Below are 22,446 nucleotides of genomic sequence, written 5' to 3' on the forward strand. Positions count from 1 at the left end.
CGACTCTGACCCCAGCTGTTTAGCTTAACCTTTAGGTTAACTTACCGTGACACTGCTTGTACTTTTTACCAGAGCCACACGGACAAGGATCGTTTCGACCAACTCGTGGTTGACGTTGCTGAACGGTAGCTTGTTCAGCTTGTTGGTGGTTGTATTCTTTCGGTGTCTCTTCCGCTTTGCGATGCTGCTCTTCAACAGCTTCAACATCAGATTCTTCCCTAATTTGCACTTTCGATAGAATACCAACGACATCGTACTTAAGGTTTTCTAGCATTTCTGAGAATAAATCAAACGATTCACGCTTGTACTCTTGCTTAGGGTTCTTTTGTGCGTAACCACGTAAATGGATACCTTGACGCAAGTGATCCATCGCCGCTAAGTGCTCTTTCCAATGAGAGTCTAAGCTTTGTAACATCACTGCTTTTTCAAACTGACGTAAGACATCAGCACCAACAGCTTTTTCTTTCTCAGCGTATTGTTCGTCGGCAATTTGGATAATCTTTTCACGCAGGGTTTCCTCGTGAAGTTTCTTATCTTCTTCTAGCCACTTACCAATCGGTAAATCGAGTGCTAGTTCACCTTTTAATCGTTCTTCTAAGCCTGGTACGTCCCACATTTCCTCGAGTGATTGAGGTGGAATATGTTGGCTAATAATGCCGTCTAATACGTCATGGCGAATCGACTCAATAACATCTTGGATTGATTCTTCATCCATTAAGCCATTGCGTTGCTCGTAAATAACTTTACGTTGATCGTTTGATACATCATCAAATTCAAGTAATTGTTTACGAATATCAAAGTTACGGCCTTCTACTTTGCGCTGCGCATTTTCGATAGAGCGAGTCACCCAAGGGTGCTCAATAGCTTCGCCGCGCTCCATACCTAATTTACGCATCATATTGGCGATACGCTCAGAGGCAAATATACGCATTAAGCCATCTTCCATCGATAAATAGAAACGCGTTGAACCCGGGTCACCTTGACGACCAGAACGACCACGTAACTGATTATCGATGCGACGTGACTCGTGACGTTCAGTCGCAACAATGTGCAAACCACCTAGCTCAAGTACTTTATCGTGTTGCTCTTGCCATTCAGCCTTCACTTTTTCAATTTGCTCTGGTGTTGGGTTTTGTAACTTATCGATCATCGCGTCTAAGTTACCGCCTAACACGATATCGGTACCACGGCCGGCCATGTTAGTCGCTATAGTTACGGCACCTACTTTACCTGCGTCGGCAACAATTTCAGCTTCTTGGGCGTGGAATTTAGCGTTAAGTACTTTGTGCTTAATTTTCGCTTTCTTTAAGAAACTCGATAAGAATTCAGAGGTTTCAATACTAATCGTACCGACAAGCACCGGTTGTCCGCGTTCTACACAGTCTTTGATATCTTCTAAAATCGCTTCGAATTTTTCTTCTTGTGTTAAGTAGATTAAGTCGGCGCGATCATCGCGAATCATCGGCTTGTTGGTTGGGATAATAACGGTTTCTAAGCCATAAATATGGTTAAATTCGAACGCTTCGGTATCAGCTGTACCTGTCATCCCCGCTAACTTATCGTAAATGCGGAAGAAGTTTTGGAAGGTAATTGACGCTAATGTTTGATTTTCATTTTGAATGTTTACACCTTCTTTTGCTTCAACGGCTTGGTGTAAACCTTCTGACCAACGGCGACCTTCCATTGTACGACCGGTGTGTTCGTCAACAATAACGATTTCATTATCTTTAACAATGTAATCAACGTCTTTAGTAAATAGTTTGTGGGCGCGCAACGCCGCCATTACGTGATGTAAAATTGAAATATTCGAGGCAGCGTAAAGCGATTCGCCTTCTTGGATCAAACCAAGCTTTTGCATCATTTCCTCAACGCGTACTTGGCCGCGCTCAGTTAAGTATACTTGTTTTGACTTTTCATCAACGGTGAAATCACCTTCAACGAAGTCTTCCGACTGACCCGTTTCTTCGTCTTTGTCTTCTTCACTTTGTTGCTCAAGTTCAGGGACAATCGCATTGATTTTTCGGTATAGCTCAGAGCTATCTTCTGCAGCACCAGAGATAATTAATGGTGTACGTGCTTCATCGATTAAGATTGAGTCAACCTCATCGACAATCGCAAAATTAAGTGGTCTTTGAACGCGCTCGCTCGGTGAGAATGCCATGTTATCGCGCAAGTAATCGAAACCAAACTCATTGTTGGTACCATAAGTAATATCAGCTTGATAAGCCGCTTGCTTTTCCTGGCCCATCATACCGGGAATATTACAACCAACGGTCAAACCTAAGAATTCAAATAACGGACGTGACCAATCAGCGTCACGCTTAGCAAGGTAGTCATTTACGGTAACAACATGGACACCTTTGCCTGATAAAGCATTTAGGTAGGCTGGTAGTGTCGCGGTTAATGTTTTACCTTCACCAGTGCGCATCTCTGCGATTTTGCCTTGGTTAAGTACCATACCACCAATCATTTGCACGTCGAAGTGGCGCATACCGAATACGCGCTTACTCGCTTCGCGAACGACAGCAAAAGCTTCCGGCAAAATAGCCTCTAAACTTTCGCCATTTTTTACTCGCTCTTGGAACTCAGCAGTTTTAGCTTTTAACTCCTCATCACTGAGTGCTTCAAACTCAGGCTCTAGCGCATTTATTTTTTTTACTTCTTTACGCATTTGTTTGATAAGTCGGTCATTACGACTACCAAAAATTTTTGTTGCTAACTTTAAAAACATCTTGTCAAACCATGTTGTGAAGAGGAATCTCTACAATTTGCCTTCATTAAAATGAAAATTAAAAATAAAAATGATCGGTAAAAACCGATCACATAATTTCGTCTATGTAATCGCTATTTAGCTTTGCGATATACGTATTTTATTGGGTTTATCTGCTTATTATTTCGCAAGATTTCATAATGTACGTGAGGCCCTGTTGAGCGCCCTGTACTCCCCATTTTCGCGATAACATCGCCTTTATTAACGACATCACCGACCGCTACTAGCAGCGTTTTGTTATGGCCGTAACGGGTTTTCATACCATTACCGTGGTTAATTTCGATTAAATTGCCATAGCCATATCGCTCACCTGACCAACTTACCACGCCTGAAGCAGTAGCAATTACCGGTGCGCCTTCTTTCCCCGCAAAGTCAATGCCCTTGTGGTGCGCAGGCATGCCGGTAAATGGATCTTTTCTCGTACCGAAATACGATGATAGCCAACCTTTTTTAATTGGACGGCCCGATAAATAACTCGTACTAGTTATATGGTGACCCAATGTTAAAGATTCAAGCATTTTAAGTTGTTTTTCTTCATGATCAAGCTCAGTTTGCAACTCGGTTAACTCACCGAGTAATTGAGCAAGTGATTTACCTTCGGCGAGCGAGGCGAGTAAAGGACCACCGCTTGGAGGTGGCGTTTGAAAATTAAACTCTTCTTCGGGAATATTGTTTTCGTCGGCAAGGCGATCGCCTAACGCATTTAAACGAAGTACCTGACTTTGTAATTCAGCTAACTTCATTGTCAAAGCCGTAATTTGAGCTTGATCTTCACTACTAAGCGCAACTGGCTCACCTACCTGTTCGGCCAACACTGGAAGTACGGCGTCTTTTGGCTCGTCATTAGAAGTGATAACTAAATGCAGGACACTGCCGGAAATAAGGGCAAAAGCCATCAACGCAGATAACCAATGCAATTTATTTAACTTAACGTTAAATCTTACGTTTTTTCCACGATATAGTAGTGTTAAACTCATAAAATAACTTTCTTACTTCTTAAGCAATGTACCGAAAAACAAAGCAACCTATCGATTTATCATCTTTGTTTGATGCTTCAAAGGGCACTTTGGCACATATTGCTACAAAAACCAACTCTTTAGCCAGTTTATCTGACACCGTTAAAGAGATTTGCCCTGACATTCCCGACGATGCTTGGCACCTTGGTAATATTAAAGGCGATACCATCGTAATTGAAGTAAAATCTTCTGTTTGGTCACAACGGTTTCAATTTGAACGCTTTAGTCTCGCCCAAGCGTTTAATCAACAAACTAATGGCGCAATCAGCCGTATCGATATTTCTGTTATGCCGTTTCTCAACAAAGCCGAAATTAAACAGCCCGTTTTAGATAAACCGAAAAAGCAAATGTCGGTGCAATCTGCTTCAGAACTCATCGAGGTTGCGAAAAACGCACCTGAGGGATTACGCCAAAAGCTCGAAAAATTAGCCAGCCACGCCAATAAAACTAAATAGTTAGGCATTTCTGAAACAAAAAAACCGCATTAAAGCGGTTTTTTAATAAATTCTTAATTAAACAGCGGAAGGATTAATCTCTTGGTATGCAATAGGTGACGGCACGTTTTCTTCATACGTTACCCACTCCCAAGCATCTGTTTGCTTGAACACTTCACGCAATAAAATATTATTTAAGGCATGGCCTGATTTAAATGCATTTAGCTGACCTAAAATACTCACGCCACCCATGTATAAATCACCGATTGCATCGAGGATTTTGTGTTTAACGAATTCGTCATCGTAACGCAATTCATCAGGGTTTAACATGCGGTATTCATCAAGCACTATCGCGTTTTCTAAGCTACCACCTAACGCTAGGTTGTGTGAACGTAAAAACTCGATGTCTTTCATAAAGCCAAAGGTTCTTGCGCGAGAGATCTCTTTAACAAACGAACAGCTTGATAAGTCCATCGTCATGCTTTGTGTAGTGTTGGCAATTACCGGGTGATCAAAATCAATAGCAAAGTTAACTTTAAAACCTTCATAAGGCTCTAACTCTGCCCACTTGTCACCTTCTTCTACGCGAATTGGCTTAGTGATTTTCAAGAAACGCTTAGGCGCGTTTAGTGTTTCAATACCGACTGACTGGATCAGATATACAAAAGGTAATGAACTGCCATCCATAATTGGAATTTCAGGTGAATCAACATCAACAATTAAGTTGTCGAGCCCCATCGCAGAAACAGCAGCAAGCAAATGTTCAACGGTAGAAATTTGAACACCTTGCTCATTAACCAAACAGGTACACAACGTTGTTTCACCCACAGCTTCTGGGGTGGCTTTAATATCAACAACAGGATCAAGATCAACACGACGAAATACAATACCCGTATTCGCAGGAGCAGGACGGAGAGTGATCTGCACCTTCTCGCCTTTGTGTAATCCTACGCCGATTGTTGAAACGCTATCTTTTAAAGTACGTTGTTTTGTCATTTGTTACCTTTTCGCTTCAAAAGCTTTACAAAAAAGTTAAGCAATTACCCCGCCAAAATTCAGCGGTCGCATAATATAACAGATCCAACCAGTAAGATCAAAAGATCACTAATTTTATTATTATTTAGTCTGCCTGCTTACGCAAAAATGCAGGAATATCTAAATAATTATCTAACTCTTGTGCTGTCACTTTTTGTGGTTGCACTTGCGCATTTGGCTCTGCCATTGTCACTGGTGCAGCTTCAGGTTGTGGCGCTGGCACATAATCACCACCGACAGCGACAGGCTCAACTGCTGGCGTTGGGTTTACTAATGTAATGTCAGGCTTGCGCTCTGCACCAATACCCGTTGCAACAACAGTTACGCGTAATTCTTCGCTCATTTCTGGGTCAATAACTGCACCAACAACAACTGTTGCGTTTTCAGAAGCGAACGCTTTCACCGCGTTACCTACCGTTTCAAACTCATCAATTGAAATATCCATACCTGCAGTAATATTGACTAAGATACCGCGCGCACCGGCTAAATCAACATCTTCTAACAGTGGGCTTGAAATTGCAGCTTCAGCTGCTTCTTCGGCGCGATCTTCACCCGATGCGATACCAGATCCCATCATCGCGGTCCCCATTTCAGACATTACGGTTCTAACATCGGCGAAGTCAACGTTAATTAGACCCGGGCGGGTAATAAGTTCTGCAATACCTTGAACCGCACCTAATAGTACATTGTTTGCTGCTTTAAATGCGTCAAGTAATGACGTACCTGGGCCTAATACTTTCAATAGTTTTTCGTTAGGAATCGTAATTAACGAGTCAACGTTTTTCGCTAAGAACTCAATGCCTTGATCGGCGTAGTTCATGCGCTTTTTACCTTCAAATGGGAAAGGTTTAGTGACAACGGCAACCGTTAAAATCCCCATTTCTTTGGCAACTTCAGCAACTACTGGCGCAGCACCGGTACCCGTACCACCACCCATACCAGCAGCGATAAAGATCATATCGGCACCTTCGAGGGTTTGCTTAATCGTTTCGCGATCTTCTTCAGCTGCGCGACGACCAATTTCAGGGTTGGCACCAGCTCCTAGCCCTTTTGTTACGTCACTGCCCATTTGCAAGGTCACATTAGCTGAAGAATTTCTCAGCGCCTGTGAATCTGTATTTGCCGTAATAAATTCAACACCTTCGATGGTTTGACTGACCATGTGCTCAACAGCGTTACCGCCACCGCCACCAACACCGATGACTTTAATTACTGCTTCTTCGTTATGTTCTTCCATTAATTCAAACATATTTACTCTCTCCGTTTTTTACAACGTTTCTACCAAAATCAAAATTATTCTTATGTACTTGTGTACTTAAGCACTCACGTGCTTATTTAAACTCGGTTTAAAATTCTCCCTTAAACCAAGCGGTGATGCGTGACCACAACCCTGTCACGCCATCAGAAACTTTTGTCTCTTTGCTTTCTTGCTCTGCAGCTAGCACGCCATAATGCAATAATCCAACGACCGTAGAGTAAGTTGGGTCATTAACATACTCTTTCAATCCAACCACTTCAGTTGGCTGGGCTAGTCGCACTGGCATTTGAAATATCTCTTCTGCAAATTCAATCACACCTTGCATTTTTGAGGCTCCACCCGTTAAGACAAAGCCTGCAGCTATTTGTTCTTCTAAGCCAGCTTCTCTGAGTTCTTCGTGGATAAGCTCAAACAGTTCTTGATAACGCGGCTCAACCACTTCAGCTAACGTGTGACGCGACATTGAACGCGCAGGGCGACCACCGACACTTGGCACTTCGATGTTTTCTTCCATCGAGACTAAATTTCTCAAGGCACAAGCATATTTCACTTTAATATCTTCAGCATGGCTTAACGGCGTTCTGAAGATTTTTGCAATATCACTGGTCACTTGATTGCCAGCAACAGGGATGACGGCAGTATGACGCAATGCGCCACCGGTAAATACCGAAATATCCATGGTGCCTGCACCGATATCAACGACACAAATCCCTAACTCTTTTTCATCTTCCGTTACCACGGCGTAGCTTGATGCTAGCGCTGAGAAAATTAGCTGATCGACATTTAACTCACAACGCTCAACACACTTGACTAAGTTTTTCGCCATATCGTTGGCACAGGTAATAATGTGAACCTTGGCCTCCATGCGAACACCAGACATACCAATAGGGCTCTTAATACCGTCTTGTACATCAATGCTGTACTCTTGTGGCAAAACATGAAGTAAACGGCGCTCAGCGGAAATTGGTACTGAACGGGCAGTGTGGATCACGTTATCAACGTCTTCCTGGGTGACTTCTTTGTCGTTAATTGGCACCATGCCATTTTCGTTTTGACAACTAATGTGCTTACCTGAGATCCCTAAATACACTGAGCTAATATGGCAATCTGCCATCAATTCAGCTTCGTTTATTGCACGTTTAATTGACTGAATAACGAGATTTAAATCGTTAACACCACCTTTGTCCATGCCACGCGATGGCTGATTACCGACACCGACAATACTCAAGCGATTGTCTGGCGTGATTTCACCGACCGCGACAGAAATTTTTGAAGTGCCAATATCAAGGCCAACAACCAAATTTCTTTCTGTTACTTTTGCCATTTGTTAAGCTCTTTGTTTATTTTTATCAAGCACAGTTTTGTAGCCAACGGCTAACCCTGTGTCATATCTTAAATCTACATAATCAACGTTTTGATTTTCTTGTTTTTGCTCAATTATTTGAGGGTAAACATCAACAAAACGTTGGATTCTTTCAATGCGGTTTTCCCTACCTAAATTCAGGCTAACACCATCATTGAGTGTTAGTTGCCATGAAAAGCGCTCTGTGAGCACGAGTTCATCTATAGCTAAGTCACTAAATGCCAGTAACTTATTAAAGTTGCGATAATTAGCTAACGCCGTTTGTTCACTACCCTCTGGGCCAAAAAATGCCGGTAACTTGCGCGTTAGTCGCGCACTATCGGCCTGAAATGCTTGACCGTATTGGTTTATTAAAAAGTCAGCGTTCCACAATGCAACAGGCGTTTGATCAACCACGTAGATATTGAGCGCATTCGGCCATTGCTTGCGCACTGACACTGAATAAACCCATGGCAATTTAGCTATCACTTGTTGCACGTGATTAACGTCTAAGTTAATAAAGTTACTCAAGTTTACGGCATCTAAAGCCTGCTCAATATCGGCGTGTTGGGTATATGGCATTTCACCTTCAACCTTAATGCTGGTGACCGGCACTTTTTCATCTTGTGACATTTCGTTAAAGAAATAGACACTAAAGCTAATCAAGCCAACAACAACCGCGATAAAAAAGCCAAAGCCTAGCCAAAACGACCAGTGCACTGCTTTTTTTTGCTCGGCTGCCTTACTCATAGTTACTCACTTAGCTCAACGATACGGGTAACCAATTGACTAAAGCTCAAGCCCTGAACCTTAGCCGCCTTCGGTACTAGTGATGTTTCTGTCATGCCTGGTACCGTATTAATTTCTAAAATCTGCCATTGCCCTTGCTGATTGCGCATAAAATCAACTCGCCCCCAACCTTTGGTGCCAATCGCTTTAAAAGCCTTTTCTGCTAATAAGCGAATTTCAGCTTCGTCTTGTTCGCTCAAACCCGCAGGGCAGTGATACTGAGTCGTTGTTGATTGATACTTGGCCTGATAATCGTAAAACGCATTCGGCGTTTGCATGTGGATTGGCGGTAAGGCTTGTTCACCTAAAATGGCAACGGTGTACTCCAAACCATCAATCCAAGCCTCGACTAAAATCGCATCATCAAAATCAAAGGCATGCGCTAACGCTTTATTTAGCTCTTGAGCGTTTGTCGCGATCGCCATGCCGATACTCGAACCTTCACATGATGGCTTGACCATCACTTTACCGCCTAAATCAGCGATAATTTGCTCAGCTTGCTCGGTGACATAACTCGCTTTATCAACAATGACAAACGCAGCCGTTGGCAAACCAACTGACTGAATAATTTGCTTGGTTTTGATCTTATCCATTGCCAAGGCTGAGCCTAAAACACCAGAGCCCGTGTAAGGAATACCTAAGTATTCAAGTGCGCCTTGCAATGTACCGTCTTCACCACCACGACCGTGTAGGGCAATAAAAACGCGATCGACACCCATTTCCACTAATTTGTGTAAATCAAAACCTTTGGTATCGACCAAAGCGACATCAGTAAAGCCCGCTTGCTCGAGACCTTTTGCCACGGCTTTACCTGATGCTAAAGAGACTTCGCGCTCGGCTGAACTGCCGCCATATAGCACCGCTAGTTTTTGATTGAAGAGGCTAGTCATTATTTGCCTTCCTCCAAATTAAAACGTGCATCTTTTACTAAGCTACGAGCTACTGCACCAATATTGCCGGCACCTTGGGTGATCACCATGTCATCAGCCGTTAATTGATTATCCAATAACTCAGCTAGCTCATTGACATCTGAAACGTAAATAGGCTCTACTTGGCCGCGCTGACGAATACTGCGGGCAAGCGATTTACTGTCTGCACCAGCGATTGGCGTTTCGCCTGCACTGTAGACATCTAATAGCAATAAACCGTCAACCTTTGATAACACTTCGACAAATTCTTCATATAAATCACGTGTACGAGAATAACGATGCGGCTGAAAAATCATGGTCAGACGCTTTTCTGGCCAACCTTTGCGCATCGCGTCAATGGTGACTTCAACTTCTCTCGGGTGATGACCGTAATCATCAACCAAGGTAATTTCACCGACCTTAGTTTGTAATTGTGCGAGTTGTTCAAAGCGGCGCCCAATACCTTGGAACTGGCTTAGCGCGCTAATGATTGACTCATCATCAACACCTTCATCGGTTGCCACAGCAATACTGGCCAATGCGTTTAATACATTGTGTTGGCCCGGTAAATTGAGTGATACCGTTAGGTTTTCTTTACCTTCTCTAACCACTTCAAAGCGCGTGACATCAGCAGCTTGCTGATAATTAATTGCGCGAACATCGGCATCTTCACTAAATCCGTAGGTGATCACCTGACGGCTAATTCGCGGTAACAATTCACGCACTACGGGATTATCAATACACACCACAGCTAAACCATAGAACGGCAAGTTGTGCAGAAACTCGATATAGGTATCTTTTAATTTTTCAAAGTCACCTTGGTAGGTTTCCATGTGGTCTTCATCGATATTAGTCACCACGGCAACCATAGGTTGCAAATGAAGGAATGACGCATCACTTTCATCAGCTTCAGCAATTAAATAACGACTTGTACCTAATCGAGCATTCGTACCCGCACTATTTAACAAACCGCCAATCACAAACGTCGGGTCTAAATTGGCTTGCGCAAAAATACTCGCGGTTAAACTGGTGGTTGTCGTTTTACCATGGGTACCAGCAATGGCAACACCGTGTCTAAAGCGCATTAATTCGGCAAGCATTTCTGCGCGTCGAACAATTGGAATGCGCTGTGCTTGCGCGGCAGTAATTTCAGGATTATTGGTATCAATAGCTGTTGAAACAACAACCACACTAGCCTTATCAACATTGCTTGCTTGATGGCCAATCTTCACTTGAGCACCTAATTGAGTCAGGCGCTCAACGACCGCATTTCGTGCGATATCTGAACCCGAAATTTGGTAACCTTCATTAAGTAATACCTCAGCAATACCGCCCATACCGGCACCACCAATACCGACAAAGTGAATGCGTTTTACACGACGCATTTCAGGCACTTTAATCGGGGCGTTTTTATTCATTTGTTTACTCATTCTTTATAAAATCCTGCGCAAATATCCGCGACTCGTGTTGTTGCATCAGCATGCGCTGCATCGTGAGCAGCTTTCGACATACTGGCAATCACTTTGTCGGAAACAAATAGACTATTTAGCATTTGCGCTAATTGTGTACTGGTGAGATCTTTTTGCGCCAACAACTTCGCCGCGCCGCGATCAACCAAATACATGGCATTCTTGGTTTGATGATCATCAACGGCATGTGGCAACGGGACAAATATCGCTGGCGTCGCCGCCATTGCCAATTCGGAGACAGTTAATGCGCCTGCGCGGCAGATTACAACATCAGCCCACTGATACGCTGCCGCCATATCATCAATAAATTCTGTAACTTTAATATTGGCTGCTGGCAGACCAGTATTTTCATACGCCTGCTCGACAGCCGCTAAGTGCCCTTTACCACTTTGATGCCAAACCTGAATATTTTGCACCTTAATTTGGCTGAGTGATTGCGGCACGGTGTCATTTAAAATTTTCGCGCCTAAACTGCCGCCCACCACGAGCACCTTTTTGGTTTCACTGGCTTGTTCTGGAATACTTGGCTCAAGTTCGACAATCGCTTTGCGCAGCGGGTTACCAACCACTAATGCGTTTTTCATACCGGCAAAAGCACCGGGAAATGCCGCCAATACCTTTGAAGCCATTCTAGCTAGGTAGCGATTTGTCATGCCGGCAACGGCATTTTGTTCGTGTAAAACCAAGGGTTTACTCATTAGCCATGCAGCAACACCACCAGGTGCACTTGCATAGCCGCCCATGCCGAGTACCACATCGGGTTGAACCTTTTTGATCACTTTGCATGACTGAATCACAGACTGCATAATTTTAAACGGTGCTTTAAGCAATTGCTGCCAACTCTTATTGCGAACCCCAGCGATATTAATAAATGAAATATCAAAACCATGAGCTGGCACTATGTCAGCTTCCATGCGATCTGCTGTGCCAAGCCAATGCACTTGCCAGCCTTTTTCTTGTAATGCTTGTGCGACGGCGATCCCCGGAAAAATATGTCCGCCAGTGCCGCCTGCCATAATTAAAATAGTTGGACGTTTTGCCACTACTTACGCCCTCCTTTACTGGTTGCTTGAATACGCTGCAACCTAATTTCATGATCGATGCGAATGAGTACGACAAAGGCTAAGGTCATGATGATCATCGAACTACCACCATAACTAATTAACGGCATGGTTAAGCCTTTGGTAGGCACTATGCCGGCACTCGCACCAATGTTTACCGCCGTTTGGAAACTCATCCAAATACCAATAGCAAAGGCAAAAAAGCCTTCGAAATATTTTTCTTTACTGACCGCTTTGCGCCCTAAATACAACGCTTTAAAAACTAGCCATAAACTCAAACACAAGACGATAGCAACACCGATAAAGCCAAATTCCTCGGCAAGTACGGCCATAACAAAATCGGTATGCGCTTCTGGTAAGTACTCTAATTTTTGAATACTGTTGCCCAACCCCTGACCCGTTAATTCACCGCGGCCATAAGCCATTAGCGATTGAGTCAGCTGATAACCACTGCCGAATGGATCTTGCCACGGATCTAAGAAACTGGTGATACGACGCCAGCGATATTCTTCAAACACCGCTAATGCAGTAATAGCGATTACGCCCATGCCGGCAATGGCGATAAACTGCCAGAGCTTAGCGCCAGCCAAAAACAACAAGCCAAAAGTCGTGACAAACATCACGATGACGGTACCTAAATCTGGCTGCATCAGTAATAAGAAAGCGAGTAAGCCGAAAACAACTAACGGTTTAAAAAAGCCTTTGACGTTTTCCATCACTTCTTCACGACGTCTAACCAAGTAAGCCGCTAAATAGGCAAAGAAGAACAGTTTGGCAGGTTCAGCAGCTTGCACCGTGATCGGCCCCAGTACAATCCAACGCTGAGAACCGTTAACGGTTCGGCCAATAATTAACACTAAAACTAACAAACCAATGGCAGCTAGCAGTAAATAACCACTTTGTTTTTGCCACTGTGACATTGGAATAAACAACGCTGCTGCGCCAATCATGATACTTAAGACGATATAAACGCCATGCCTAATGACGAAATGGAATGGGTTATCAAACAAGCGCTCTGCCACCGGCATCGATGAACTCGCCACCATAATCAATCCTATGGTGTACATTGCAACCGCTAATAAAATATAGTGGCGATCAAATGTGACCGTGCTAGCGCTTTGCGCCAACCATTTGGGCAACGTTGGCATATTCATCGCAGAAACTAAGCTGTGCATGAGCTCACCTCCTGCGCCAATCTAGCGAAAGCATTACCACGCGCTATGTAGTTAGTAAACATATCTAAGCTGGCACACGCTGGTGAAAATAAAATGGTATCGCCACGCTCTGTGCTTTGATTAGCAATGCAAACAGCATCGTTTAACGAACCAACTTGTTCGACAGCTACATTCGTTGGCGCAATCGACGCTAGTAGCGCTTTATCTTGACCAAAAACGATCAATTTATTCACGTGTTTCGCCAACACTTTAGTCAACGGTGAAAAATCTGCGCCTTTGCCTTGGCCACCAGCGATTAACACCAGTTGCTTGTCTGGGCTTGTAAGTCCTTCAATCGCCGCAATGGTCGCACCGACATTGGTTGCTTTTGAATCATTAATCCAGATTTTTTGATCGGTTGTTTCAACACGCTGACAGCGATGAGCCAAGCCTTCAAAACTGCCAAGCGCTGCCACCATTTTATCAATCGGCCAATTTGCACCGTAACCCAAGGCTAGTGCTGCTAAACAGTTAATCGCATTATGGATACCCGTTAGTGGCAAAGTTTCAACAGCAATGAGTGGGGTTTCACCGAACATCAGCTGTAATTTATCATCCACGGTTGCTAGGCCAAAGTTACCGCTAGTTGGCGCCGACAAGCCGAAACTAATTTGTCGTTTATCGCCTTGATATGCGCTTGCTTGATCGTCACGATTGACTACAACACAATCAGTTTGTTGGTAAATTCGCTGTTTGATTGCGCGATAGTTAGCCAGCGTTTTATGACGATCTAAGTGATCGTCACACAGGTTTAACAAGGTTGCCGATACCGCTTGCATACTGCTTAAGGTTTCAAGCTGAAAGCTCGATAGTTCAAGAGCGAGGAAGTCGATATCAGCATCGATAACATCGAGTGGTGGTACACCAATATTACCTGCTAGCTGAGTGTTATAACCTAAACACTTACCGAGATGCGCCACTAAGCTAACAACGGTTGATTTGCCGTTTGAGCCGGTGATCGCAATAATCGGCGTTTGCTTTAATCGGCAATAGAGCTCAACATCACCGTACATCTGACACGTTGGTGATAAGTGTGTTTGTATTTCAGCAATACTCGTATCAATACCTGGCGAGACCAAAATGATATCAGCGTTAGCGATTAATTCACTGTCCCAGCGACCTAAGGATAAGCCCGCTGTTGGAAAATCTTGGCTAAATTGGTTCGGGTCAATAGCGTTGGCTCTTGAGTCATTTAAGTCAAAAGCAAGTTGTTGTTTAGTTAGAAAACGCGCACAAGACAGTCCTGAGAGGCCGGCTCCCAGAACTAAAATTCGTTTGTCTTGTAAAAATGCAATATCTAACATCGTTTTTCTTTGCCTAACGCAGTTTCAATGTTGCTAAGCCAACCAAGACCAGCATCAATGAGACAATCCAAAAGCGCACGATAACTCGCGGCTCTGGCCATCCCTTTAATTCGTAATGGTGGTGTATAGGTGCCATCCTAAAAATACGTTGGCCACGCAGTTTGTATGAACCCACCTGTAAAATCACCGAGAGCGTTTCAATAACAAACACACCGCCCATAATAAATAACACCAACTCTTGGCGAACCAAGACCGCAATCACGCCCAATGTCGCGCCAAGTGCAAGTGAGCCAACATCGCCCATAAACACTTGAGCCGGATACGTGTTGAACCACAAAAAGCCTAAGCCCGCACCAACAATCGCAGTACAGACAACCACCAATTCAGAAGTCAGAGGAATATAAGGAATGTTCAAGTAAGCTGAAAAGTTAACGTTACCCGTTACATAAGCAAATACAGCAAAGGCACCTGCGACCAGTACAACAGGGACAATCGCTAAACCATCTAAGCCGTCGGTTAAGTTCACTGCATTACTCGTGCCGACAATGACAAAGTAAGTGAGTAGAATATAAAGCATGCCCAACTGGGGCATAACATCTTTAATAAATGGCAATAACAAGGCGGTTTCATTCGGATCTTGGGCCATCGCATACAAGAAAATCGCGGTGCCTAAACCGATAACGGTCTGCCAGAAGTACTTCCAACGAGCAATCAACCCCTTAGCATCTTTTCGAATGACTTTGCGGTAGTCGTCAACAAAGCCAATAACACCGAAGCTTACAACGACAAACAGCACGGTTAGTACGTAATAATTGCTTAAGTCGCCCCACAATAAAACGCTAAAGACAATGGCACCTAAAATCAGCAAGCCACCCATGGTTGGTGTACCCGATTTTGACAAGTGGCTTTCAGGGCCATCATCGCGTACGGTTTGGCCAATTTGCATTTTTTGTAATGCGCGAATCAATTTGGGGCCAAAATACAGCGATACAGTTAACGCGGTTAACGTTGAAACGATCGCGCGAAACGTCAAATACGAGAAGACGTTAAAGCCCGAAAAGTATTGTGTTAAGTATTCACCTAGCCAAAGTAGCATTAGACGTGCTCCTTCGAAGTTGATGCTTGCCACTCAAGTACGTCTTGTACAACTAATTCCATGCGCGCACTGCGTGAACCTTTAACTAACACAGAAATACTTTGCTCCTCGTTTGATAAATATTGTTTTAATGACGCCATTAGCGACGCTCGATCATTAAAGTGAAAACCGTTGTCACCAAATGCTTGGCTTGCTGATTGACTTAACACCCCTAAGGTAAATAAGCCGTCGATAGCCAATGATTTAGCAAAGGCACCTACTTCGTGGTGATATTGCCTTGCCTCTTGCCCCAGTTCTCCCATATCGCCTAATACCAGCACGCGTTTGCCCGGTAGATTAGCCAAGAGTTGGGTCGCCGCTTTTACCGATTCGACATTGGCGTTATAGCTATCATCAATTAACTTGAAGCCTTTAGCTGGCGTGTGGACATTTAACCGGCCCTTTGCAGGCACCATATCGATCAAGCCTAAACGAATGTCATCGACACTCGCGCCAAATTGCAGTGCAATTGCCGCCGCCATTAGCGCGTTACAAACATTGTGCTTACCCGGAATTGGCAATTCGATATAGCTTGCCCCTGTTGGTGTGTGTAATTTGAAGCTGGCACAGCCGTTATCATCGAGCACAACATCACTTGGATAAAAATCAGCAACGTCATTACATGAAACTTTTAAGACGTTTTTATCGGTTAAACGCCACTGCCATTTACCGGCGTATGGCGTGTCTTGGTTATAAATTGCGATACCGCCTTCTTCTAAACCATCAAAAATTTCGCCTTTAGCTCGAGCAACACCACATAAATCACCAAATCCCTCTAAATGCGCAGCGGCGATATTGTTGATCACGGCGACATCTGGCTTGGTCAAATTTGTGGTGTAGGCGATTTCACCTAAATGATTTGCCCCTAACTCGATGACCGCATAATCATGGCTAGGGTCTAAGCGCATCAAGGTCAGCGGCACACCAATATCGTTATTAAAATTGCCGTTAGTCGCTAACACATTGCCAAGACGAGATAAAATGGCATAGACCATTTCTTTAACCGTGGTTTTTCCGCTGCTACCGGTAATAGCGACAGTTTTAGGGGCGACTTGTGCTTTGATGTAAGCACCTATTTTGCCAAGCGCGATGCGGGTATCTTCAACTACAACTTGAGCGATATCGATTGCTTGCTCTTCGCTGACGATTACCGCTTGGCAACCTTTTTCTAAAGCTTGCTGACAAAATTTGTGGCCATCAAAGTTTGGCCCTTTTAAGGCTAAAAAGACGTCGTCTTGAGCAAGCTCACGAGAATCGGTAACAATCGAATTAATCGTCGCTAGTTGGCAATCTTTATTCGCCGCGATTACCCGACCTTCAGTAATTTGCCCAAGGGTGGCTAAAGATAATGGGATCATAAATTAGCTCCAATAATCGTGTTACTATTTGTGTAGTAACTACTGACTAGCTGACGTTCGTTGTAATCAATTTTTTGCTCGCCAATAATGATGTAATCTTCATGGCCTTTACCTGCCAACAACACCATATCACCTTCGCTTGCATGGCTAATTACTGTGTTAACGGCTTGTTTTCTATCAAGCACGACTCTGGCTTTTTCAGGTTGTTGTAAACCTTGTAAGATATCAGCGACGATCATCTCTGGCGCTTCTGTTCTCGGGTTATCATTGGTGATGATGAGGCAATCTGCGTTTTGCTCTGCCACTCGCCCCATTTCAGGACGCTTACCTTTATCGCGATCACCACCACAACCAAACACCACATGCAATTTACCCTGACAATGGGCACGACAAGCAACTAACGCTTTCTCTAATGCATCAGGTGTATGGGCGTAATCAACCACCGCAGAGGGCTTACCAACTTGAGCAAACAACTCCATGCGGCCATCGATTGGCTGAATTTTTTCAACGGCTCCGATAATGGTTGGCAAGTCAAAACCAAGTGCTTGAGCACTCGCCATCGCCGCTAATAAGTTCTCGATATTAAATCGACCGATAAGCGGTGAATTAATTTGATGACGCTCAGTGGGTGTATGCAGCTCAAAACGCGTACCGGCATCATGACATCTAATATTGGTTGCGTAGAAATAATCGCGATGTTGCGTTATCTCAATGCCACAACCATAAACAATCACTGGCTGTGTTAGCGCTTCACTGAGCCACTCTTTGATAAACTCATCATCGCCATTTACCACGGCGGTTTGCTTTTCATCGCCGCTAAATATCGCGAGTTTTGCCGCGCCGTAAGCTGCCATCGTTTGGTGATAATCTAAGTGATCTCGTGATAAATTGGTGAATACGGCAACGTCAAATAAATCGTTTTTAACCCGTTTTTGTTCAAGTGCGTGTGATGAGACTTCCATCGCAACATGGCTTAATGACTGATGCGCAAACTTAGCTAACAGCCCCATCAATTCTGTAGCACCGGGCGTAGTATTTAAAATCGGTGAAAGTGTTGGTAATACGCCAGCGCCGTTGGTGCCAATAACTGCACAGGCTGACGTTTGCTGACACAAATCGATGAGTTGCGCGAGAATTTGGCTAGTGCTGGTTTTGCCATTAGTACCGGTAATACCAACAATCTTTAACGACTGTTGTGGCATTTGATAATAGTGTTGGCAAAGCTCAAATAACTGCTCGTTCAATTGATAAAACTGCACCACTAAGGTGCTTTTCCCTGCAACTGTTTTTGCTAACACTTGGCCGTGTAATTGTTGACTTTGACACTCAGCAATCACTAATTTAGCGCCCAACTCAATGGCATTATCAATGTATTGGCGGCCATCTAAAGTACTACCAATAACCGCGCAGAATACGTCGTTTTCGTTAAGCACGCGAGTATCATTCACTAGTGCATTGGTTTGGCCTATATTTTCCAGTTCAGTCGCTTCAATACCAAAACTAGCTAGCGTTTGGCTAATGTTATAAACAGGGTTAAGCATTGCCACCTCCCCTGATTTGTTTTGCCTGTTTGGCTTCAACAATACGGGTGTGAGCATCAGGCTCAACATTTAATACTTGTAATGCACCTTTCATTACACGAGAAAATACTGGGGCAGCAATTTCGCCGCCGTGGTACAAATCACCACCGGGTTCGTTAATGACGACAACAACAGCAAGTTCTGGATTTGAAATCGGCGCAACCCCAGCAAATAAGCCAACATAATCGTTACCATAACCACCTGGTACAGCCTTAATCGCCGTCCCCGTTTTTCCGCCTACGCGATAACCATCGACTGCCGCTCGGCTTGCACCACCTTCGGTCACAACGCCTTCAAGTAGCGACACGATATATTTTGCTTGTGCTTCACCAAAAATGCGCTGACCTTGTGGCACTTCATCTGACTTTAAGATCCGCAGTGGAATTTTCACCCCGCCATTGGCTAACGTCGCGTAAAAGCGCGCGAGCTGTAATGGACTAATCGCAAGGCCGTAGCCCCACGATAACGTTGCTAATTCGTACTGAGACCAACGCGAGCGAGATGACATCATCCCCATCGTTTCACCGACCAATCCAGTACCTGTATCTTCGGCAAAGCCGGCATCAAAAAAGCGGTCTAATAAAAACTCTTTGGGTACCGACAAAGCTAACTTTGTGGTACCCATGTTTGATGATGTGACTAAGATGTCTTGGAGCGAGAGTTTGCCCCGATTTATCGGGTCGCTGACTCGTCTACCACCTAGCCTCATCCATCCGGGGCTGGTATCTATCACCGTGGATTGTTCCGCAGTACCAAACTCTAGTGCGGTGAGCATCGAAAGTGGCTTCATGGTGGAGCCGGGCTCATAAACATCGGTGATCGCCCGATTTCTAAATCGGTGGATCGCGGTATTCTTGCGATTATTTGGGTTAAACGAAGGGCTATTGGCCAATGCTAAAATTTCACCGGAATGAACATTAACCACCACAACAGAGCCAGAGGTTGCTTTAAATGCGCGCACTGCACCTTTTAATTCTTTGTAGGCGAGTGCTTGAATACGTTGATCAATACTCAACTCAACATTTTGCGGTGGCGTCGCTTCTTCAACCGATAAAATTTCAACTTTACGACCTTTGGCATCTTTGCGAAAACGCTTAGAACCGCTAGTGCCGGTTAATTTGTCGTCGTATAAACGCTCAATCCCCTCAATACCTTTATCATCAACATTGGTAAAACCGACAATATGGGCACTGATCTCGCCAGCCGGATAAAAGCGTTTTGATTCTTTGCGCAGGTGAATACCCGGAATTTTCAGCTGTTTGATGTAATCAGCCATTGCCGGAGAAACTTGACGTTCAACATATAAGAAGCGCTTGTTTGGATTTTTGCCAATGCGAGCGGTTAACTCTTTGACATCTTTACCTAGCACATCAGCTAATGCTTGCCAGTGTTTTTCCATCGCAAAAGCGTTATTTTCCATCACGATTTTAGGATCGGCCCACACCGTTTCAACCGGCACACTTACCGCTAATTCATCACCATTGCGATCAACAATTGAACCGCGCTGAACATCTAATTCGGCGATGCGTTTAGAGCGACGGTCACCTTGTTTTTTTAGCATGTCAGGTTCAATCACCTGAATATAGGCACTGCGAGCAGCTAAAACCAAATAAACGAGCAAAATAACAGCCGCCACAACGTAAAAACGCCATGGAGCCGTATTGGGTTTAAGCTGCTTATTCTTTTTAGCTACCTTATTCATGGTAATCTTATAATGACTTCCGATGCGGCACTTGGCCTTTTCATATTTAGTAATTTCGACGCTTTACTCTCAATTGCACTGTGCTCTGCCAGTGAATTTTGCTCTAACAACAAGTTGCGCCATTCAATATCTAATTCGTCTCGCTCAGTGAGCAATATTTCTAGTTCACTCGTGGTTAAGCGATTTAGGTGCGTGGTATAAATCACCGAAAACGCCGACAACACAACCAAAAGTAATAAAGCATAAGTAAAAATATGGTGTTGAATGTCTTGCCAAATATCATTGACAAGCACCACCTTTTTACCCGCCATAACTAATCGGCTAACCTTTTAGCAACACGTAATACTGAGCTACGCGAGCGAACATTGTTTTCTACTTCAGCCTTGCTTGGCTTAGCTTTACGGCCAACGAGCTCAAGCTTTTTCCCTTTTTGTAACTCCGCCTCCAAAATAGGCATACCGCGCGGGGCTTGCTTGCCTTGCGAATGTTTTTTCATAAACTGCTTAACTAGGCGATCCTCTAATGAGTGAAAGCTGATCACTACTAATCGACCATTTTCCGCTAATACTGCTAGCGAGGCATTGAGCACGTTTTCAATTTGCTCTAATTCAGAGTTGATATACATGCGAATCGCTTGAAAACTGCGGGTTGCAGGGTGTTTTTTAATTTCTTTTTGCGGCGCCGCTGTGGCGATAATTTTGGCTAGCTGCCCCGTACGCGTAATCGGCGCTTCTTCACGAGCTTCAACAATTGCGTTAGCGATCCGCCAACCGAGCTTTTCTTCACCAAAGGTTTTTAACACCCAGCTGATATCTTCAACATCGGCTTTTGCCAACCACTCTTCGGCCGTTTGCCCTTTCGAGGTATCCATGCGCATATCAAGCGGACCATCTTTCATGAAACTAAAGCCGCGCTCAGGATCGTCAAGTTGAGGTGATGAAACACCTAAATCAAGTAATACGCCGTCAATCTTTTTGGTGATATCGTGCTTTTGCGCGATCACTTCTAGCGCAGAAAAGCCTTCATGCTCAATGGTAAAACGCGAATCGTCAGCAAACTTTTTCGCTGCTTCAATCGCTGTTGGGTCTCGATCAATAGCAATCAAACGACCATTTTCGCCTAGGCGAGATAAAATTAGGCCAGAATGTCCGCCTCGACCAAAAGTACAGTCGATATAGCAACCATCAGGTTTGATCGCTAGCGCGTCTACCGCTTCATCTAGAAGTACGGATATGTGTTTATATTCTGTCGACATAAGCCTAATTTACAGTGATAAATCGAGTAAGCGTTCAGTGAGTTCAATTTCACCTGATTGGATCTTGCTAATGCCTTCTTGCATTTGTGCTTGCCAAGCAGACTCACTCCAAATTTCAAATTTCTTTAACTGACCAACTAACATCACGCTTTTTTCTAAACTCGCGTGTTTGCGCAACGGACCATTGATTAACAAACGCCCGTTTTTATCCATCTCGCAATCCGAAGCATTACCTAACAACACCTGTTGAAGTAATCTTTCCTGTGGATTCATGCTTGATAAGTTGCACAGTTTTAATTCTATTTCTTCCCATTCAGGAAGTGGATAAAGCAGTAAACACGGATGCTGAATATCGACGGTACACACCATTTTTCCTTGGCAATCAGCCACAAGCTCTTCGCGATACTTGGTTGGTATCGTGATCCTGCTTTTGCTGTCGAGCGTTATCGCGCTAGTGCCTCTAAACATAATGATGATTTTTTGTTCGATCTATTAAGATCCACATTTTTCCACTTTTTCCCACATTGATACAGTTTAGTGAGATAAGCAAAGCTATGTCAAGCAAAGATTTGGGAAAAAATACTTAATGATCTTCAGCAAAATTAAGGGATTCAAGGAAGTTTATGAATTTGTGGAGTTTTGTGGATCATATTGCCAAAACATCGAAATAATTAACCATAAAACTTAAGGTGAAAACAGCAATGTGGCACAACCAATAACAAGACAAACTCACCTTAGCCACATATGTGTCTATAAACATTCGCGCTTATTTGCTCAAAAATAGCGCACTGGGAAGAGTCACTACTAGCGGTTATT

General features: G+C 43.9%; 19 protein-coding genes. 1 reads left to right on the plus strand and 18 read right to left on the minus strand.

The genetic code is table 11. The features are described from left to right. Positions 1-31 precede the first annotated feature (31 nt). Entirely contained in the window at positions 32-2,731 is a 2,700-nt protein-coding gene (gene secA / locus LP316_RS00825; RefSeq protein ID WP_193022226.1) for a preprotein translocase subunit SecA, read from the minus strand. A 113-nt stretch (positions 2,732-2,844) separates the two neighbouring features. Next, on the minus strand, positions 2,845-3,747 hold the full coding sequence (locus LP316_RS00830) for a M23 family metallopeptidase (RefSeq protein ID WP_193022227.1): 903 nt from the start codon (positions 3,745-3,747) through the stop codon (positions 2,845-2,847). 89 nt (positions 3,748-3,836) lie between these two features. On the opposite strand from LP316_RS00830, the gene LP316_RS00835 reads away from it, so the two are divergent. After that, positions 3,837-4,241 (plus strand): DUF721 domain-containing protein, encoded by a 405-nt coding sequence (locus tag LP316_RS00835; RefSeq protein ID WP_226960770.1) that lies wholly within the window; start codon positions 3,837-3,839, stop codon positions 4,239-4,241. Positions 4,242-4,298: 57 nt separating this feature from the next. On the opposite strand, the gene lpxC is transcribed toward LP316_RS00835, so the two are convergent. From lpxC to mraZ, 16 genes are all read right to left on the minus strand, one after another. Then, entirely contained in the window at positions 4,299-5,216 is a 918-nt protein-coding gene (lpxC, locus tag LP316_RS00840; protein WP_193022229.1) for a UDP-3-O-acyl-N-acetylglucosamine deacetylase, read from the minus strand. Positions 5,217-5,340: 124 nt separating this feature from the next. Beyond that, entirely contained in the window at positions 5,341-6,504 is a 1,164-nt protein-coding gene (ftsZ, locus tag LP316_RS00845; protein ID WP_193022230.1) for a cell division protein FtsZ, read from the minus strand. A 97-nt stretch (positions 6,505-6,601) separates the two neighbouring features. After that, positions 6,602-7,837, minus strand: a complete 1,236-nt coding sequence (gene ftsA / locus LP316_RS00850; RefSeq protein ID WP_193022231.1) for a cell division protein FtsA — start codon at positions 7,835-7,837, stop codon at positions 6,602-6,604. 3 nt (positions 7,838-7,840) lie between these two features. After that, positions 7,841-8,605 carry a cell division protein FtsQ/DivIB gene (locus LP316_RS00855; protein ID WP_193022232.1) on the minus strand — a complete coding sequence of 255 codons (765 nt, stop codon included), beginning with the start codon at positions 8,603-8,605 and terminating at the stop codon, positions 7,841-7,843. A 2-nt stretch (positions 8,606-8,607) separates the two neighbouring features. Beyond that, positions 8,608-9,534 (minus strand): D-alanine--D-alanine ligase, encoded by a 927-nt coding sequence (locus tag LP316_RS00860; protein WP_193022233.1) that lies wholly within the window; start codon positions 9,532-9,534, stop codon positions 8,608-8,610. Further along, entirely contained in the window at positions 9,534-10,982 is a 1,449-nt protein-coding gene (gene murC, locus LP316_RS00865; RefSeq protein WP_193022234.1) for a UDP-N-acetylmuramate--L-alanine ligase, read from the minus strand. The genes LP316_RS00860 and murC overlap by 1 nt, the downstream gene beginning before the upstream one ends. Beyond that, positions 10,979-12,064: an undecaprenyldiphospho-muramoylpentapeptide beta-N-acetylglucosaminyltransferase gene (gene murG, locus LP316_RS00870; protein WP_226960771.1), complete on the minus strand. Its 1,086-nt coding sequence runs from the start codon at positions 12,062-12,064 to the stop codon at positions 10,979-10,981. The genes murC and murG overlap by 4 nt, the downstream gene beginning before the upstream one ends. Further along, on the minus strand, positions 12,064-13,236 hold the full coding sequence (ftsW, locus tag LP316_RS00875) for a cell division protein FtsW (RefSeq protein ID WP_226960831.1): 1,173 nt from the start codon (positions 13,234-13,236) through the stop codon (positions 12,064-12,066). Before ftsW ends, murG begins: the two co-directional genes overlap by 1 nt. An 8-nt stretch (positions 13,237-13,244) precedes the next feature. Next, complete coding sequence (gene murD / locus LP316_RS00880) at positions 13,245-14,600, minus strand: UDP-N-acetylmuramoyl-L-alanine--D-glutamate ligase (protein ID WP_193022236.1); 1,356 nt, start codon at positions 14,598-14,600, stop codon at positions 13,245-13,247. A gap of 13 nt (positions 14,601-14,613) precedes the next feature. Further along, positions 14,614-15,696 (minus strand): phospho-N-acetylmuramoyl-pentapeptide-transferase, encoded by a 1,083-nt coding sequence (gene mraY / locus LP316_RS00885; RefSeq protein ID WP_193022237.1) that lies wholly within the window; start codon positions 15,694-15,696, stop codon positions 14,614-14,616. Then, complete coding sequence (locus LP316_RS00890) at positions 15,696-17,093, minus strand: UDP-N-acetylmuramoyl-tripeptide--D-alanyl-D-alanine ligase (RefSeq protein ID WP_193022238.1); 1,398 nt, start codon at positions 17,091-17,093, stop codon at positions 15,696-15,698. Before LP316_RS00890 ends, mraY begins: the two co-directional genes overlap by 1 nt. Beyond that, positions 17,090-18,634, minus strand: a complete 1,545-nt coding sequence (locus LP316_RS00895; RefSeq protein ID WP_193022239.1) for a UDP-N-acetylmuramoyl-L-alanyl-D-glutamate--2,6-diaminopimelate ligase — start codon at positions 18,632-18,634, stop codon at positions 17,090-17,092. The genes LP316_RS00890 and LP316_RS00895 overlap by 4 nt, the downstream gene beginning before the upstream one ends. Further along, positions 18,627-20,375: a peptidoglycan D,D-transpeptidase FtsI family protein gene (locus LP316_RS00900; protein WP_193022240.1), complete on the minus strand. Its 1,749-nt coding sequence runs from the start codon at positions 20,373-20,375 to the stop codon at positions 18,627-18,629. The genes LP316_RS00895 and LP316_RS00900 overlap by 8 nt, the downstream gene beginning before the upstream one ends. Continuing rightward, positions 20,372-20,686 (minus strand): cell division protein FtsL, encoded by a 315-nt coding sequence (gene ftsL / locus LP316_RS00905; RefSeq protein WP_193022241.1) that lies wholly within the window; start codon positions 20,684-20,686, stop codon positions 20,372-20,374. Before ftsL ends, LP316_RS00900 begins: the two co-directional genes overlap by 4 nt. Before the next feature lie 2 nt (positions 20,687-20,688). After that, positions 20,689-21,630, minus strand: a complete 942-nt coding sequence (rsmH, locus tag LP316_RS00910) for a 16S rRNA (cytosine(1402)-N(4))-methyltransferase RsmH (protein ID WP_193022242.1) — start codon at positions 21,628-21,630, stop codon at positions 20,689-20,691. Between the two features lie 9 nt (positions 21,631-21,639). Then, a complete protein-coding gene (gene mraZ / locus LP316_RS00915; RefSeq protein WP_193022243.1) occupies positions 21,640-22,098 on the minus strand; it encodes a division/cell wall cluster transcriptional repressor MraZ in 459 nt (152 codons plus the stop codon). Positions 22,099-22,446 lie beyond the last annotated feature (348 nt).

The sequence above is a fragment of the Thalassotalea sp. LPB0316 genome (assembly GCF_014898095.1).
GTDB lineage: Bacteria > Pseudomonadota > Gammaproteobacteria > Enterobacterales > Alteromonadaceae > Thalassotalea_G.

What these genes read in the sequence shown, in the direction of transcription:
- lpxC (WP_193022229.1), bottom strand. Translation starts at nt 5,216, where the DNA reads ATGACAAAACAACGTACTTTAAAAGATAGCGTTTCAACAATCGGCGTA.
- murD (WP_193022236.1), bottom strand. Translation starts at nt 14,600, where the DNA reads ATGTTAGATATTGCATTTTTACAAGACAAACGAATTTTAGTTCTGGGA.
- ftsA (WP_193022231.1), bottom strand. Translation starts at nt 7,837, where the DNA reads ATGGCAAAAGTAACAGAAAGAAATTTGGTTGTTGGCCTTGATATTGGC.
- murC (WP_193022234.1), bottom strand. Translation starts at nt 10,982, where the DNA reads ATGAGTAAACAAATGAATAAAAACGCCCCGATTAAAGTGCCTGAAATG.
- LP316_RS00900 (WP_193022240.1), bottom strand. Translation starts at nt 20,375, where the DNA reads ATGAATAAGGTAGCTAAAAAGAATAAGCAGCTTAAACCCAATACGGCT.
- rsmH (WP_193022242.1), bottom strand. Translation starts at nt 21,630, where the DNA reads ATGTCGACAGAATATAAACACATATCCGTACTTCTAGATGAAGCGGTA.
- LP316_RS00895 (WP_193022239.1), bottom strand. Translation starts at nt 18,634, where the DNA reads ATGCTTAACCCTGTTTATAACATTAGCCAAACGCTAGCTAGTTTTGGT.
- mraZ (WP_193022243.1), bottom strand. Translation starts at nt 22,098, where the DNA reads ATGTTTAGAGGCACTAGCGCGATAACGCTCGACAGCAAAAGCAGGATC.
- LP316_RS00855 (WP_193022232.1), bottom strand. Translation starts at nt 8,605, where the DNA reads ATGAGTAAGGCAGCCGAGCAAAAAAAAGCAGTGCACTGGTCGTTTTGG.
- ftsW (WP_226960831.1), bottom strand. Translation starts at nt 13,236, where the DNA reads ATGAATATGCCAACGTTGCCCAAATGGTTGGCGCAAAGCGCTAGCACG.
- secA (WP_193022226.1), bottom strand. Translation starts at nt 2,731, where the DNA reads ATGTTTTTAAAGTTAGCAACAAAAATTTTTGGTAGTCGTAATGACCGA.
- LP316_RS00890 (WP_193022238.1), bottom strand. Translation starts at nt 17,093, where the DNA reads ATGATCCCATTATCTTTAGCCACCCTTGGGCAAATTACTGAAGGTCGG.
- LP316_RS00830 (WP_193022227.1), bottom strand. Translation starts at nt 3,747, where the DNA reads ATGAGTTTAACACTACTATATCGTGGAAAAAACGTAAGATTTAACGTT.
- ftsL (WP_193022241.1), bottom strand. Translation starts at nt 20,686, where the DNA reads ATGGCGGGTAAAAAGGTGGTGCTTGTCAATGATATTTGGCAAGACATT.
- mraY (WP_193022237.1), bottom strand. Translation starts at nt 15,696, where the DNA reads ATGCTACTTTGGCTAGGTGAATACTTAACACAATACTTTTCGGGCTTT.
- LP316_RS00860 (WP_193022233.1), bottom strand. Translation starts at nt 9,534, where the DNA reads ATGACTAGCCTCTTCAATCAAAAACTAGCGGTGCTATATGGCGGCAGT.
- ftsZ (WP_193022230.1), bottom strand. Translation starts at nt 6,504, where the DNA reads ATGTTTGAATTAATGGAAGAACATAACGAAGAAGCAGTAATTAAAGTC.